The organism is Microbacterium xerophyticum, from assembly GCF_053543555.1.
On record NZ_JBLVOB010000005.1, the window covers coordinates 128066 to 142888 of the forward strand.

Annotated in this window: 10 protein-coding genes and 1 tRNA gene; 4 read left to right on the forward strand and 7 right to left on the reverse strand. The window is 68.8% G+C overall.

Features of this window, described 5'->3' with window-relative positions:
* Positions 1–59: 59 nt before the first annotated feature.
* Complete coding sequence (locus ACNPNP_RS05130; protein WP_448964987.1) at positions 60–1646, reverse strand: S1C family serine protease; 1587 nt, start codon at positions 1644–1646, stop codon at positions 60–62.
* A gap of 94 nt (positions 1647–1740) precedes the next feature.
* Between ACNPNP_RS05130 and ACNPNP_RS05135 the strand changes: the two genes are divergently transcribed.
* Positions 1741–2943 carry an aminotransferase class I/II-fold pyridoxal phosphate-dependent enzyme gene (locus tag ACNPNP_RS05135; protein ID WP_448964988.1) on the forward strand — a complete coding sequence of 401 codons (1203 nt, stop codon included), beginning with the start codon at positions 1741–1743 and terminating at the stop codon, positions 2941–2943.
* Positions 2944–3016: 73 nt separating this feature from the next.
* On the opposite strand, the gene ACNPNP_RS05140 is transcribed toward ACNPNP_RS05135, so the two are convergent.
* On the reverse strand, positions 3017–3820 hold the full coding sequence (locus tag ACNPNP_RS05140; RefSeq protein WP_448964989.1) for a carbon-nitrogen hydrolase family protein: 804 nt from the start codon (positions 3818–3820) through the stop codon (positions 3017–3019).
* 69 nt (positions 3821–3889) lie between these two features.
* Here ACNPNP_RS05140 and ACNPNP_RS05145 point away from each other — a divergent pair.
* A tRNA-Met gene (locus ACNPNP_RS05145) sits at positions 3890–3963 on the forward strand.
* Between the two features lie 142 nt (positions 3964–4105).
* Here ACNPNP_RS05145 and ACNPNP_RS05150 read toward each other — a convergent pair.
* Complete coding sequence (locus ACNPNP_RS05150) at positions 4106–7030, reverse strand: UPF0182 family membrane protein (protein ID WP_448964990.1); 2925 nt, start codon at positions 7028–7030, stop codon at positions 4106–4108.
* 81 nt (positions 7031–7111) lie between these two features.
* A complete protein-coding gene (locus ACNPNP_RS05155; protein WP_448964991.1) occupies positions 7112–8206 on the reverse strand; it encodes a YlbL family protein in 1095 nt (364 codons plus the stop codon).
* A gap of 117 nt (positions 8207–8323) precedes the next feature.
* On the opposite strand from ACNPNP_RS05155, the gene ACNPNP_RS05160 reads away from it, so the two are divergent.
* Positions 8324–9760, forward strand: coding sequence for a zinc-dependent metalloprotease (locus tag ACNPNP_RS05160; protein ID WP_448964992.1), 1437 nt, complete (start codon positions 8324–8326; stop codon positions 9758–9760).
* Positions 9761–10577: 817 nt separating this feature from the next.
* Here the strand turns inward: ACNPNP_RS05160 and ACNPNP_RS05165 are convergent.
* Positions 10578–12299, reverse strand: coding sequence for an ATP-dependent helicase (locus ACNPNP_RS05165; protein WP_448964993.1), 1722 nt, complete (start codon positions 12297–12299; stop codon positions 10578–10580).
* A 28-nt stretch (positions 12300–12327) separates the two neighbouring features.
* Positions 12328–13239 (reverse strand): NAD(+) diphosphatase, encoded by a 912-nt coding sequence (gene nudC, locus ACNPNP_RS05170; RefSeq protein WP_448964994.1) that lies wholly within the window; start codon positions 13237–13239, stop codon positions 12328–12330.
* A gap of 64 nt (positions 13240–13303) precedes the next feature.
* Here nudC and ACNPNP_RS05175 point away from each other — a divergent pair, with 64 nt between their 5' ends.
* Positions 13304–14629, forward strand: a complete 1326-nt coding sequence (locus ACNPNP_RS05175; RefSeq protein WP_448964995.1) for a phosphotransferase — start codon at positions 13304–13306, stop codon at positions 14627–14629.
* Here ACNPNP_RS05175 and ACNPNP_RS05180 read toward each other — a convergent pair.
* Positions 14575–14823, reverse strand: a 249-nt coding sequence (locus ACNPNP_RS05180; RefSeq protein ID WP_448964996.1) for a PD-(D/E)XK nuclease family protein, incomplete at its 5' end; no start/stop codon positions are given. The two genes, ACNPNP_RS05175 and ACNPNP_RS05180, sit on opposite strands and share 55 nt — an antisense overlap.

The following is a 14823-nucleotide window of genomic DNA, read 5'->3' on the forward strand; positions in this document are numbered from 1 at the left end:
GGGGGGGTGGCGTCCTTCTCTGAGAATCCGGTGGCTCGCCGGAGCCATCGGATGACCGATCAGAGGCTGAGTTCTCCGAGCTTCACATCGATGTCGTACGACTTGCCGTCGCGCACATAGGTGAGGCTCGCGTCGCTGCCCGCGGCCGCTGCACGCACCTGGGCGGTGAGGTCGGTCGCACTCGCGACCGGTGCACCGTTGAAGGCCGTCACGATGTCGCCCTCGCGCAGACCGGCTTCCTCCGCAGCGCCGCCGCTGACGGGGGTGTCCGCGATGTATGCGCCGGCGACCTCCGAGCCCTCGACAGAGGACGCATCCCGCACGGACGCGCCGAGCAGACCGTGCGTCGCTGTGCCGTCCTCGATGATCTCCTCCGAGATGCGCTTGGCGACGTTCGACGGGATCGCGAAGCCCACGCCGATCGAGCCGGATTCTTCTGCACTGCCCGCGGTCGCGATCGCGACGTTGATGCCGATGAGCTTGCCCTCGCTGTCGACGAGTGCGCCGCCGGAGTTGCCGGGGTTGATCGCCGCGTCGGTCTGGATCACCGCGATCGAGATCGACTCGGTGGCGCCCTGGGTCTCGGCGCCCGGCAGGTCGAACTGGAAGGGGCCGCCCTCCTGATCGGATTCGCCGTCCTCCTGGCTGTCCTGGTCGGCCGAGTCGGGCAGGGCCGACGACGCGATCTGGATGCTGCGGTTCAGGGCGCTCACGATGCCGGTGGTGACCGAGTTGGACAGCCCGAGCGGGGCACCGACCGCGACGGCGGTGGATCCCACATTGAGGTCGGACGAGTCGGCGAACTCGATCGGCGTGAGATCCTCTGCTCCCTCGAGCTTGATGACCGCGAGATCGTAGATCGGATCGGTGCCGACGATCGTTGCGTCGTAGATGCGGCCGTCGGACGCGGTCACCCTGACCTCGGGATTCGCCGCAGCACCGCCGAGGGTGACCACGTGGGTGTTCGTGAGCACGTAGCCGTCCTTGCTGATCACGACACCGGAGCCGCTGCCCGATCCCTCCTGACCGGCGACCTCGATCGTGACCACCGAGGGCAGCACGGTGGTCGCGATCGCGGTGGTCTCGTTCACCGAGCCCGGGTTGTTCACCGTGATGGTGTCGGTGCCGTTGGCCGTGGAACCGGGAGGCTGAGCCCAGAGGTTGTTGCCGAGGTAGCTGCCACCGAGGCCGGCCGCGCCGCCGACGAGGGAGGCGGCGACGATGAGGGCCGCGACCTTGCCTGCGCCGAACGGCTTCTTGTCCTTGGACTTCGTGCCGATCGGTGTGACGTGATCGGTGGCGCCGTCCGCTCCCGCATCAGCCGAAGCGCCTGCACCGGCCTCGCCGCTCTCGCGGGAGAACGAGACGGTCGGCTGGGTCTGATCGGCGCCGTGCGCCGGATACGTCGGGGCGGGGATCCCGAACGCGGCACCCTGAGCCGACGCGTGGTGCGTCGATGCGCTCTGTGCGGACGGACCCGGGTTCGACGCGTCCTGCGTCGACGCATCCTGGGTCGACGTCGGGGTGGGTGCCTGATGCGACGTGAACGACGCGGGCATGTCGTGACCGGCGCCGGTGCCGCTCGGCTCCTGCGACGCAGGCTGCTCGGACGACGCGGACTCGCTGGTGTTCTTGTCTTCGTTCATGGTCTGCTCCTTCAACAAAATCCAGAGTGCCGCTCGTAGCTGTGCGTTCGTTATGGTGCGGGTGAGTGTCGTCTATGGCCTTAGCCTGGTTTGCATGAGTGCTATTCCCGGCGCCTGGCGGCGCACAGCGGCAGGGGCGGGCCTGCTCTCGCCGGACGGTGCGGTCAGACCCACCATCTTCGCAGAGATGTCTGCGGCTGCTCTGAGAACGGGGTCGGTCAATCTCGGACAGGGCTTCCCCGATGAGGACGGCCCGGCCGAAGTGCTCGAGGCCGCCAGGGAGGCGATCTCACGGGGTGCGAACCAGTACCCGCCCGGACGCGGCTTCGCCGCCCTGCTCGAGGCGATCAGCGAGCACCAGCAACGGTTCTACGGGCTCACGGTGGACCCGGCGACAGAGGTGATCGTGACCGCCGGCGCGACCGAGGCGCTGACGGCGACGCTGCTCGCGTTGATCGATTCCCCCGAGGATGAGGTCGTCGTGTTCGAGCCGTACTACGACTCGTATGCTGCGGCGGTGGCGCTGGCCGGCGCGCGACTGCGCACCGTTCCCCTGCGGCTGCCCGATCTCCAGCCGGATCTCGAGGTGCTCGCGGCATCCGTCACCGATCGCACGCGGATCATCCTCGTGAACGATCCGCACAACCCGACCGGAGTCGTGTTCTCACCCGAGGTCCGAGCGGAGGTCGTGCGGCTCGCGCACCGCCACGACGCCGTCATCGTCACCGACGAGGTGTACGAGCACCTCACGTTCGACGGCCCGCATGTGCCGATCGCGACGCTGCCCGGTGCGGCGGAGCGCACCCTGACCATCTCGTCCGGCGGCAAGACGTTCTCGGCCACCGGGTGGAAGATCGGCTGGATCCACGGTCCCGCTGACCTCATCACCGGGGTGCTGACGGTCAAGCAGTACCTCACGTATGTGAACGGCTCGGCGTTCCAGCCGGCGATCGCGGTCGGCCTGCGCCTGCCTGATGCGTTCTTCACGGATGCCGCGGCCTCCCTCGCGCGAAAGCACGAGATCCTCGGCGACGGTCTGCGCGGGGCCGGATTCGAGGTGATCCCGCCGCAGGGCGGCTACTTCACGGTCGCCGATGCGACATCGCTCGGAGGAGCGGATGCCGCCGCCTTCTGCCGTGCCCTTCCGGAGAAGGCCGGAGTCGTCGCGATCCCGCTGGAGGCGTTCGTCAGCACGGAGCACCGCGGAGACTATGCGGGCCTCGTGCGATTCGCCGCCTGCAAGCGCGTCGACGTGCTCGAAGAGGCTGCGCGGCGGCTGGCCGCAGCCCGGTTCTGAGCGGATCCCACGCGGATGCCGGGTGGCCGGCCGCCGATGGGAGCTTCTCGCACCTGACGCGGCGGCCGGCGCCTCAGCGAGGAACGACGCCGTAACGGCGCAGTCGCAGCACGGGGTTGGTCTCGCGCACGCGGGTGACGGCATCCTTCGTGAGTTCGGCCACGCCGATCCCCTCACCTGTCGCGACACCCGCGAGCACCACGCCCTGCGGGTCGATGATCTGCGAGTGCCCGACGCCGATCGGCGTCGGGTGATCGGCGGCGACGACGTAGACGGTGTTCTCGATCGCCCTGGCGGCGAGTAGGGTCGTCCAGTGATGCTCCTTGAGCGGTCCGCGTACCCACTCCGCCGGCACGACGATGACGTCGGCGCCGGCGTCTACGAGCGTCCGCGCGACCTCGGGGAAGCGCAGGTCGTAGCAGGTCATCATCGCGAGGCGCAGTCCGTCGATCTCCAGCGTCTCCGGAGTCCCCAATTCCCCCGCCTCGATCCAGTCCGACTCCGTCTGGCCGAACGCGTCGTACAGGTGCTGCTTCCGGTATGTGGCGCGCACGCCGGTCGCATCGACCGCGACGAGAGTGTTGCGCACCCGCTCCCCCGCCGACTCGACGAGTCCGGCGACGATCGTGACGTCATGAGCGGATGCCGTGTCCTGCAGCGCCCGGACGAACTCACCATCGAGCGTTTCGGAGTTCTCGGCCAGAGTCGCGTCCATCGGATTCACGAAGTAACTGGAGTACTCCGGGAACACCACCAGTCGCGCCCCCCTCGTCGCGGCATCCGCTGTCATCTCTGCGATCCGGGCGCGGTTGTCCGCCCGTGAGGCTGCCGGGCTGAACTGGCAGACGGCGACGGTGAGTGCGGCGGTCTCAGACATGTCTCCATCCTCGCGCAGTTTGCCCGTGGTTAACCAGGGCCGAAACCCGTGTTAGGCTAGTAGACGTGCCGCGGGGTGGAGCAGTTCGGTAGCTCGCCGGGCTCATAACCCGGAGGTCGCAGGTTCAAATCCTGTCCCCGCAACGAGAAGCGACACAAGAAAGGCCCCTGATCAGGAGAAATCCCGATCAGGGGCCTTTCGCATACCCTGGCGCGCGGCCACCAGACAGACAGCGGACGCGAAAACGGGCGCCCCTCGCGGGACGCCCGTTTCGCTGTGCGAGGCCTACTCGGCCGCTTCCAGTGCCAGCAGTTCCGTGATCGCTGCGGTGAGGCGCTTGTCGGCCTCGGCGAACGCGGTGAGGTCTCCGGCCTTCAGAGCCGCCTCACGGTCGGTCAGCGCCTGCTGAGCGTCGGCGAGCGCCTCGGCGCGCGCATCCGTCCCTGTGCCGGGATCCGGCTCCGTCGTGCCCGGATCCGTGCCGCCCTCTTCGGGCGGACTCGTCCCGTCGCCCGGATCGACCGGCTCCACCTCTTCGTCTCCACCGCTCGCGCCGGAGTCTCCGCCGAAGATCACGTCGAGCGCCGCGGTGAGGGTGTCCTCGAAGGCGATGCTGTCGCCGAAGGTGACCAGCACCTTCTGCAGCAGCGGGAGCTGGGTGCCCTCGGACGACTGCACGTACACCGGCTGCACGTAGAGCAGACCGCCACCGACGGGCAGCGTCAGCAGGTTGCCGTACTTCACCTCGGACTTGCCCAGCGTCAGCACGTTGAGCTTGTCGGCGATAGTGGTGTCGGAGTCGAACGTGTTCTGCACCTGGCCCGGTCCCGGCACCGTGGTGTCGGCATCGATCTCGAGCATTCGCAGCTGTCCGTAACCGTCGGCCTTCTCGCCGGCTGTGGCGCCGGCATCCGAATCGACCGCCAGGTAACCCATCAGGACGTTACGACTCGTCGTGCCCTGCGAAGACGCCGGGATGAACGTCGAGAACATCGAGAACCTCGGCTCCTCCTGCCCCGGCATCTGCATGGACAGGTAGTACGGCGGCTGCAGCTGGTCGTCGTTGCGCGGGTCGTTCGGCGTCTGCCAGCGGTTGTCCTGCTGGGCGAAGGATCCGGCCGTGTCGACGTGGTACACGCCGAGGATCTCGCGCTGCACCTTGAACAGGTCGGTCGGGTAGCGCACGTGACTCATCAGGTCGGCGGACATCTCGCTGATCGGCTCGACCGTCGACGGGTACACCTTCTGCCATGCCTCCAGGATCGGGTCCGCGTCATCCCACGCGTAGAGGGTCACCGAGCCGTCGTAGGCGTCGACGGTGGCCTTCACGGAGTTGCGGATGTAGTTGATGTCGTCGATGGCGAAGTTCGGCGCCGCCGTGTTCGAGTCGGCGATGGCATCCGACAGGCTCACGCTGGTCGAGTACGGGAAGGTCGAACTGGTCGTGTAACCGTCGACGATCCACACGACCCTGCCGTCGACGACGCTCGGGTACGGGTCGCTGTCGAGCTCGAGGTACGGCGCGACCTTCTGCACGCGCGTCACCGGGTCGCGGTCGTACAGGATCTGCGAATCGGAGTTGACGAGATCGGAGAACAGGATCTCCGCCTCCTGGAACTTCAGCGCGTACAGCAGCTTGTTGAAGGTGCTGCCGACGCTCGGGCCACCGTCGCCCGCGAAGGTGTTCTTCGTCTCGTTCGCACCGTCGTTGCCGCGCGGGTAGTCGATCTCGACCGGATCCGTGCCCTCTGGGGCACCCACGATCGAGTACAGCGGAGAGTCCTCGCCGAAGTACACGCGGGGCTCGTACTCTTCGCTCTCGGTGAGGAATCCGGAGGACGGGATGCCGCGTTCGAGGAACACCGGCTCACCTTCACTCGTGCGCTGGTTTCCGGCGGCGGCGACGAGGCCGTAGCCGTGCGTGTACACCGCGGTGCGGTTGTTCCAGCTGTTGCTGTCGCCGAGCTTGTCCACGTTGATCTCGCGCACGGCCACCACGGTGTCCTGCGTCTCGCCGTCGATGTTGTAGCGGTCGACGTCCAGGGTCTCCTGGAACTGGTAGTAGTTGCGGAACTGCTCGAGCTGCTGCACCGTCGGGCTGATGATGCTCGGGTCGAGGATGCGGATGGACGCTGTGGTTTCGGCATCGTTGCGCAGCTGACCCGCCTCAGCGGTGGTCTCCGCCTTGAAGGGCGTCACCTCGAGGTCGGCGATGTCGTAGGCGCTCTTGGTGCCGTCGATGTTGCGCTGGTAGTACTCGGCCTGGAAGCTGTTCTGGTTCGGACCCACCTGGAAGGTCGTCACGACCCACGGGTAGCCGATGCCGACGACGAGGGATGCGACGATCAGCAGGCCGGTCGCGACGAGTGGGAAGCGCCAGCGCCCGATGACCGCGGTGACGAAGAAGAGGATCGCGACGAGTGCGGCGAGGATCGCGAGGATCGCCATACCGGGGATCGTGGCGTTGACGCTCGTGTACGCGGCACCGGTGATGCGGTCTTCCTGCGTGACGAGCGTCTTGTAGCGGTCGAGCCACAGGCTCGCGGCCTGCACGAGCAGGTAGAGCCCGGCGAGCACGGCCAGCTGGATGCGAGCCGGCTTCGAGATGCGCAGCTCGCCCTGACCGATGCGGACGGAGCCGTACAGGTACGACACCAGCGCGGTGACGACCAGCGACAGCAGGATGACGGCCGAGACGAACGCCAGCAGGATCGAGTAGAACGGCATCGCGAACAGGTAGAAGCCCGTGTCCATGCCGAACTGCGGGTCGACCTCGCCGGTCGCCCCTCCGTTGAACCACAGCCAGACGGTCTCCCAGTTGCCCGCGGCGGCGAAGCCAGCGAACAGGCCGAAGAAGATCGGCATGCCCCACATCGCGAGGCGGCGCAGCGGCTCGATGACCTCCTGATAGCGATCGAGCTGCGAGCTCAGCCGCACGTACACCGGGCGCAGACGGTACGCCAGCTGGATCACGATGAACAGCGGCACCGCCATCCCCAGGAAGCCCACCACGAACATCACGGCAGTGGCGATCCACTGGGTGGTGAGAACGTTCGCGAACTGCAGCTGGTCGAACCAGAGGAAGTCCGTGTAGAGGGCGGCGAAGACGAAGAACGCAGCGATGATCGCGGCGATGATCACCAGCGATATCGTGATGATCCGTCGTGAGGTGCGGGGCGTGGCCGGATTCGGCGCCGAGGTCGTGGTCACCCGTCCATCCTAGGCGGGGCATTTTGTGTGCGGGCTGTAACAACGGTGACGGAGAGGTCACCGTCCGCTCTCAGCGCAACATCACTGCGCAGCCGCGGTGCACGTGGGCAGTGCGTCGACGTCGCCGCCGTTCGCGATCACCTCGAGCGCGTCCAGGGATTCCTCGAGCGTCGATGTGCTGATCACCTGGAGCCCGTCGGGGACGTGGCCGACGACCTCGTCGCAGTTCGACGACGGCGCGAGGAAGTAGTCGGCGCCCGCATCCACAGCGCCGTACAGCTTCTGGCGGATGCCGCCGATCGGACCGACGCTGCCCGCGGCGTCGATGGTTCCGGTGCCGGCGATGTCGTTGCCGCCGGTCATCTCCCCCGGTGTGAGCTCATCGACGATGCCGAGTGCGAACATCATGCCGGCGCTGGGACCGCCCACGTTGTCGAGCTGGATCGTCACGTCGATCGGGAAGTCGTACTCGGTGGTCAGCGTGATGCCGATCAGCCAGGTGTCGACACCGTCGACGGTGTCGAGCTCCGGGGTGATCTCGACGCCCAGCGGCTCGTCGCCGTCGCGGAGCACCGTCAGCTCGACGGGCTCGCCCTCGCCGTCCTGGATCGCCGCGCGCAGCTCTGCGGCGCTGGTGACCGCGACGCCGTCGATCTCGGTGATGACGTCCCCCTCTTCGAGCACACCTGCCGCGGGAGAGTCGTCGACGGCCTCGACGACCGTCACCTCGGCACCGGTGTCGTACCCCAGTTCGTTGAGCGCCGCGGCAGTCGCCTCGTGCTGCGAATCGACCATCAGTGCCGCGTTGCGCTCATCACGGTCCTCGCTCGTCACTCCCTCGGGGAACACCGCATCGAGCGGCACGACGGCGCGGGACGAGTCCATCCAGGCGAGTGCCAGTTCGAACCACGACGGCGTGCGCTCCCGGTTGCCGACGACCTGCACGGTCAGCAGGTTGAGGGTGCCGCTCGTCTCGAACGTCTCGGCGCCCTCGATCGCGATCAGCGGCACCTCCTCACCGTCCTCGCCGGCTGCGGTGCCGAGCGTGTCGTAGACGGGACCTGGGCGCTGGATCACGTACGGCGTCGGCAGGAAGGTGAGCACCACGAGCGCGACGAGCGCGACGATGAGTGCCCAGACGCCCAGGCCGACCCTGGGTGTGCGCGTGTGAGCCAAGTGGATCCTCCGTCGTTCGCGACCGGCGTACAGCGATCTGCCCGCGTCGGGGTCGCGTGCAGAATCCTGCAACTAGCGTAGATGTCACGGCTAGCGACGTGCTGAGAGGCGACCGACATGGCAGACAACGACCCGAACCCCGAGGACTTCCAAGAGTTCCTGCGGAAGATGATGTCCGGAGCGGGCGGCGGCGACTTCGACCTGAGCGCGCTGCAGAACGCCCTCGGCGGCGCGGACGGCCTCGAGATCGATCCGGCCATGATGGCCGGACTCATGCGGCAGCTGCAGGGCGCGTTCGGCGGTGATCCGTGGGAGAACACGCTGCGCCAGGCGCTGCACATCGCCAATCGCGAGGGCCAGGGGATCACCGACGGCTCGCGCCATTCCCTCGTGGATGCCTTCGCGCTCGCGAACCTCTGGCTGAGCGAGGCCACCACGATCTCCGAGCTCGCCGAGAACCCGCAGGCCATCACACGCGGCGAATGGGTCGAGAAGACCCTCCCGGTGTGGAAGGAGATCGCGGGCCCTGTCTCCACCAGCATCGCCGACGCCCTCACGAGCGCGCTCGACACGCAGGTGCCTGAAGACATGCGCGAGGCGATCCAGGGAGCCGGCCAGCTGATGCGCGGACTCGGATCCTCGGTGTTCGCCGCGCAGTTCGGCCAGGTGCTCGGCAACCTCTCGCTCGAGGTCGTCTCCGGCGGTGACGTCGGCATCCCCGTCCTCCCCGCTGGCACCGCCGCGCTGATCCCGCAGAACATCACGGCGTTCGGCGAAGGGCTCGAGATCCCCGAGGATCAGATCGCGTTGTACCTCGCGACCCGTGAGCTCGCGTACGCGCGTCTGTACCGGCACGCGAAGTGGCTGCACCTGCACGTGATGTCGCAGATCACCGACTTCGCCCGCGGCGTGACCGTCGACGTCGAGGCGCTGGAAGACGTCGCCAGCCGACTCGATCCGTCGAACCCCGAGGAGCTGCGCGCGGCGATCGAGGGCGGAGCACTGCTCCCGGCGCAGACCGAGGCGCAGCGCGAGGCGCTCGCGCGCCTGGAGAACATCATCGCGATGATCGACGGCTGGGTGGACGTCGTCACGGCCGAAGCAACCTCCCGCTTGCCCGACAGTGTGCGCCTCGCAGAGGCCGCTCGACGCCGTCGCGCGGTCGGCGGGCCTGCGGAGGACGCGCTCGGCGCGCTCGTCGGTCTCAAGCTGCGCCCGCGGCGCATGCGCGAGGCCTCCGCGATGTGGCAGAAGGTGACGGATGCCGTCGGCGTGGCCGCCCGTGACTCGCTCTGGGACTACCCCGACCTGCAGCCCACCGCTGACGACATCGACGACCCGACGGCGCTGATCGAACGGCTTCAGGCGCGTGCGCGTGGCGAGGCGCCCGTGGCGGACGAGTTCGACGAGGCGCTGAGCCGGCTGCTGGCCGGCGACGACTTCTCCGAGGAGGCGGCGTCGGACGACGCGAGTGAGGCCGAACCGGGAGACGATGAGCAGGGCGACGACGAGCGGGGCGACGGAAAGAACCAGGGCGGCGAGACTCCGGTCTGACCCGCATCAGCCGCAGGACTCGTGCTGCACATCCCGTGCCGGCACGGATTTGTCCACTGTTCCGCATCCTGAGCCCCACGACGAGGGGTGCGTGGGCAGAATCGGTGCATGCCGCCGATCACGCCCCCGACGCTGACGCGTCTCGACCCCGCCTATCCCCTGCTGTGGCGTGACGTCGACACGGTGCAGTTCGGTATGGAAGGCGTCGTGCGCGTCTCGGTCTCCGAACCCTGGGTGGACCCGCTGCTGCAGTCGCTGCGCGACGGGTTCCGTCCCAGCGCCTTCGACGTGATCGCGCACAGCGCAGGAGCCCCGCGTGACGCCGCGCGCGAGCTGCTCACGGCGTTGAAGCCGGTGCTGCGCGCGGATGCACCGCCGCTGCCGAGGATCTGGATCGAGAGCCTCAACATGGTCGATTCGCGCATCGCCGCCCGCACCGAGATCGCCCTCGTCGATGAGGGCTTCCGGATGACGGAGCGCGCGGCACCCGACGCGGTCGCAGTCGTCCTGATGGAGGGATCTGCGTCAGCCCGGCAGCTCGCCGGCCATCTGCGCGACGACGTCGCCCATCTGCCGATCGCGTTCGAAGTGGGCGGGACGAGCGTGGGCCCGCTCGTGGTGCCCGGTCGCACGCCGTGCCTGTCGTGCCGCGACGCGCATGAGCGCGAGCGCGACCCGGCGTGGCCGGTGCTGCACGCGCAGCTCGTCGGCGCAGCATCCGGTCGCATCACCGCAGCGCGCACCGCCGAGGCCGCGGCTCTCGCGGCACGCATCCTCGCCGATCCTGGCAGGGCGAACGTCGTGAAATCGGTCAGGATCAGCCCCGACGGCCGCCGCGTGTGGCGTTCGGTGAGATTTCACGCAGAATGCCGGTGCCGCGAGCAGTCGTTCCGATCTCCTGAAGGAACCGGGACGGCTGCCGCTCCCCTCGACCGGCCGCGTGAGACCACGACAGCGACAGAGTCCGAGCGGCGCGCGTGATGCCGACGTAGGCGAGGCGGCGTTCCTCATCGATCGCGTCGAACCCGGTCGCGTACGAGATGGGCAGCGCACCTTCCGTCCACCCTGCGAGGTGCACATGGGGCCACTCCAGCCCCTTGGCGGCATGCAGGGTCGACAGCGTCACTGTCTCGATCGTCGGCTCGTGCTGGTCTTTCGCCCTCGCCATCAGCGCTTCGCTGAAGGAGCGCAGCGTGGTCCCGCTCGGCGCTTCCTCGGCAAGACGCAGAATGGCGCGCCGCGCCTCCCATCCGTCGCGCTGGGCTCCGCCCGCGGCGGGCGGCTCGTCGCTGAGACCGAGCTCGCGCAGCACCTTCTGCACGTTCGAGAGGAACCCGCGCCCCGTCGGCGCGACGGACGCTCCGCGCAGGGCGAGCACCGCCTGACGCACCTCCGGCATGTCGAAGAACCGCTTGCCACCGAGCACGCGCGACGCGATGCCCGCCTCGCCGAGCGCCTGCTGGATCACGCCGGACTGCGAATGCGCCCGGTACAGCACGGCGATCTCGGACGGCGAGGCGCCGGCCCCGATCCGTGCGGCGATCGACGCGGCGATGCCGGCCGCCTCGTCCGTCTCGGTGGCGTAGGCGGTGACGGTCGGCGGCTCAGCGGTGAGCGATTCGCGGGCGGAGACGAGTTCGAGTGCACCGGCGCGGCCGTTCATCAGCGCGTTCGCGGCCGCGAGGATGGGCGGCTGGGATCGATAGTTGGTCTCCAACCGCACGACCGTGGCATCGGGATATCGACGACCGAATTCGAGCAGGTACTTCTGATCGGCACCGGCGAACGAGTAGATCGTCTGGCTGGCATCTCCGACCACGCAGATGTCGCGCCGATCCCCGAGCCACAGCTCCAGCAGCCGGTTCTGAAGCGGCGAGACATCCTGGTACTCATCGACCGTGAAATGCCGGTACTGCTCGTGCACGGATGCCGCGACCCTGGGCTCCGCCTCCAGCATCCCCGCGCACGCGAGCAGCACGTCCTCGAAGTCGAGCTGGCGACGTTCGTCCTTGAGCACCTCGTACCCCTGTTGCAACGCGGCGAGCTGCTCCGTGCTGATCCGCCCGACCGTGCGGCCGAGCGCGGCATACTGCTCGATCGAGAGCATCGAGACCTTGCGCCATTCGATCTCGCTGGCGACGTCTCGCAGCGTCGCGGTGTCCGGGCGCAGCCGCAACTGCTCAGCGGCCTGCCCGAGAACGCGCACCTTGTTGTCGATGATGCTGGGCGCTGGCGATCCGGCGAGGGTCGGCCAGAAGAAGTTCAATTGTGCGAGGGCGGCGGCGTGGAAGGTGCGTGCCACGACGCCCTCGATGCCCAGGCTGCGCAGTCGCCCCCGAAGCTCGCCAGCGGCCTTCGCCGTGAAGGTGACGGCCATGACACGGCTCGGCGAGTACGCGCCCGTGTCGACGCCGTGCGCGATGCGGTGAGTGATGACCCGGGTCTTGCCCGTGCCCGCACCGGCGAGCACGGCGACAGGGCCCCGCAGCACGGATGCCGCTTCCCGCTGTCGTTCGTCGAGGGCGTCGAGCGCGCTCACTTCGCCTCTGCGTCTCGGCTCGCCGCGTTCACTCGGCGATCCGATCACTGTCTGCGCCGGGCGCCCGGTCCTCGTACCAGCCCTGGATGAGAGCGCGTGCGATGGATGCCGGTCCGGGAAGGCCCACCGGACCGTCTCCGTTCAGCGCGCTGCCGATCTCGTCGCGCGTGAACCAGCGGACGTCGATGATCTCCTCGCCGTCGGGGCGGGCACGGCGCTCGTTCGAGGCGGTGGCACGGAAACCGACCATGAGCGAGCGCGGGTACGGCCACGGTTGCGAGCCGATGTAGCGCACGGAGTCCAAGCGCACTCCTGCCTCCTCCTCGATCTCGCGGTGCACCGTCAGCTCCAGTGACTCGCCCGCTTCGACGAACCCGGCGAAGCACGAGTACATCCGGCCGTGCCAGTTCGCGTTCGCGCCGAGCAGCAGCTTCTCGCCGTCATCGCTCTCGACCGCCACGATCACGGCGGGGTCGGTGCGAGGGAAGATGTCGTGCTGACAGGTGAGGCATCTGCGGGACCATCCGCCCTGCCGGAGTTCGGTGTCGGATCCGCACCTCGCGCAGAAGCGCGCGTCGCTGAGCCACCCGGCCAGGGCGATCGACTCGACGAGCAGTTCGGTGCTCTCCGGGTCGAGCAGCCCGCCGGCATCGCGCAACCCGAGCCAGGTCTCGGCCGGTGCCGCATCGATGGATTCGGCGGAGACGGCCTCGACGGCCAGAAGGAGCGGGCCGGTGTCGCTGTGCCTGCCCAGCAGCGCCCACTCGGCGTCGGCGACCTCGTCGGGGTTGACCGTGACCAGCGCGGCGTCGTCGATGCGGACACGGCCGTCGCGCACGACGATCACGCGGACGTCTCCCGATGCGCGCAGCGCCTCGACGATCCCCGGCTCATCGCGCAGATGCGCGGCACGGTCGAACAAGGCACGGCGGACAGTCATCGACTCCCTCTCTCGCAGGCGTGGCGTAGGCGCAACCGCACCCGAGCGGACCTAACCTGGGGGCATGGCACGGTCTCCCTTTACTCTAGCGGCGGCGGTCACAGCCGCACTGTCCGGGGCGGAGGTCGTCGGCGCTCGAACCCTGACGGCCGACGGCGACGGTCGGTTCGATTCCGCAGTCGTGACTCTCGCCGACGGGCGCGAGCTCGCGATCCGCGTCGGCGACGACGACGAGACGGCCAGGGAGCTCGCTGCCGAATCGCTCGCGCTGCGCGCCCTGACCGCCGGTGCGCGCGCCATGCTTCCTTTCCGAGCGCCCGAGTACATCGGCGAGACGCGTCTCTCCGACGGCCGCGCACTCGTGACCGAGCTGCTGCCGGGTTTCCAGATCGAGGCCGCACATGTTCCCGCTGGTCGAGGCGCCGCGGAGTCGATGGGTGCCTCGATCGCCGCCGTGCACGCGCTGCCCGCGTCGGTCGTGCGCAGTGCTGGACTGCCCGCGCGCACCGCGGAGGAGGCACGGGAAGAGATCCGTCAACTCGTCGATCGCGCCGCGGCCACCGGAAAGGTGCCTGCGCGGCTCACCGTGCGCTGGCGCGAGGCCGTGGACGACGATGAGCTGTGGCGCTTCGAAGCGGCCGTGACGCTGGGCGGGGTGCAGGCGACGTCGTTCCTGTTCGATGACGACCCCGTGAAGGGCCCCGAGGTCATCGGCGTCGTCCACTGGCACGGCCTCTCCCTCGGCGATCCCGCCGTGGACCTGGCCTGGCTCTCCTCCGCCACGCACGCCGCCGGCGACGTGCACGCGGCGTACGCACAGGCCTCGGATCGCACACCGGACGGCGCATTGGCGCTGCGCGCCCGTCTGCTCGCAGAGCTCGAGTTCGCCCGCTGGCTGGTGCACGGCGATGCGATGCACCGCACCGACATCATGGACGATGCGGCGGCGCTGCTCGAGGCACTCGCCGAGGGGCTGCGGGAGCGCGACCTCTCGGTCATCGCTCATCGCAGCGAGGGCGTCGACTCCGCGTTGGATGCGCTGGATCGGGTGCCCGAGACCGCAGCGACCGGAATCAGCACCGCGATGGAGACCGACGCCTACAACCCTCAGGATCTGCTTCCCGGCGAGGACGCCCCCGAAGCCGCCGGTCCGGATGCGCCGGAGGGCGATGCGACCGCAGATCTCGCGGAGATCGCGAAATCGGATCTGCTGCCGCGAGAAGACGCCCCCTCGCGCGCGAACGCCTCGCCCGGGAACCAGTCGAGTGAGCACACCTCGCGTGAGAAGGTCTCGAGTGAGAACGCCTCGAGCGACGCCGACCCCGCGGACGAGGCTCAACGCGCGGCACGCGCCGCGCTCCAGCGCTGGACCAACTCCTCCTCCGAATAGACCCGGTCGCCGCGGATGACGAGATCGTCGGCGACGTAGTACAGCGCGACGTCGATGTCCTCGAGGGGCACTGCGAAGCGGCGGTGGTAGGCGAGCCGATACAGCGCGAGCTGCAGCATCCGCTCTTCGCGCTCAGCGGCATTGCGCGGCGCCTTGCCGGTCTTCCAGTCGACGATCTCGATGCGTCCGCCCCG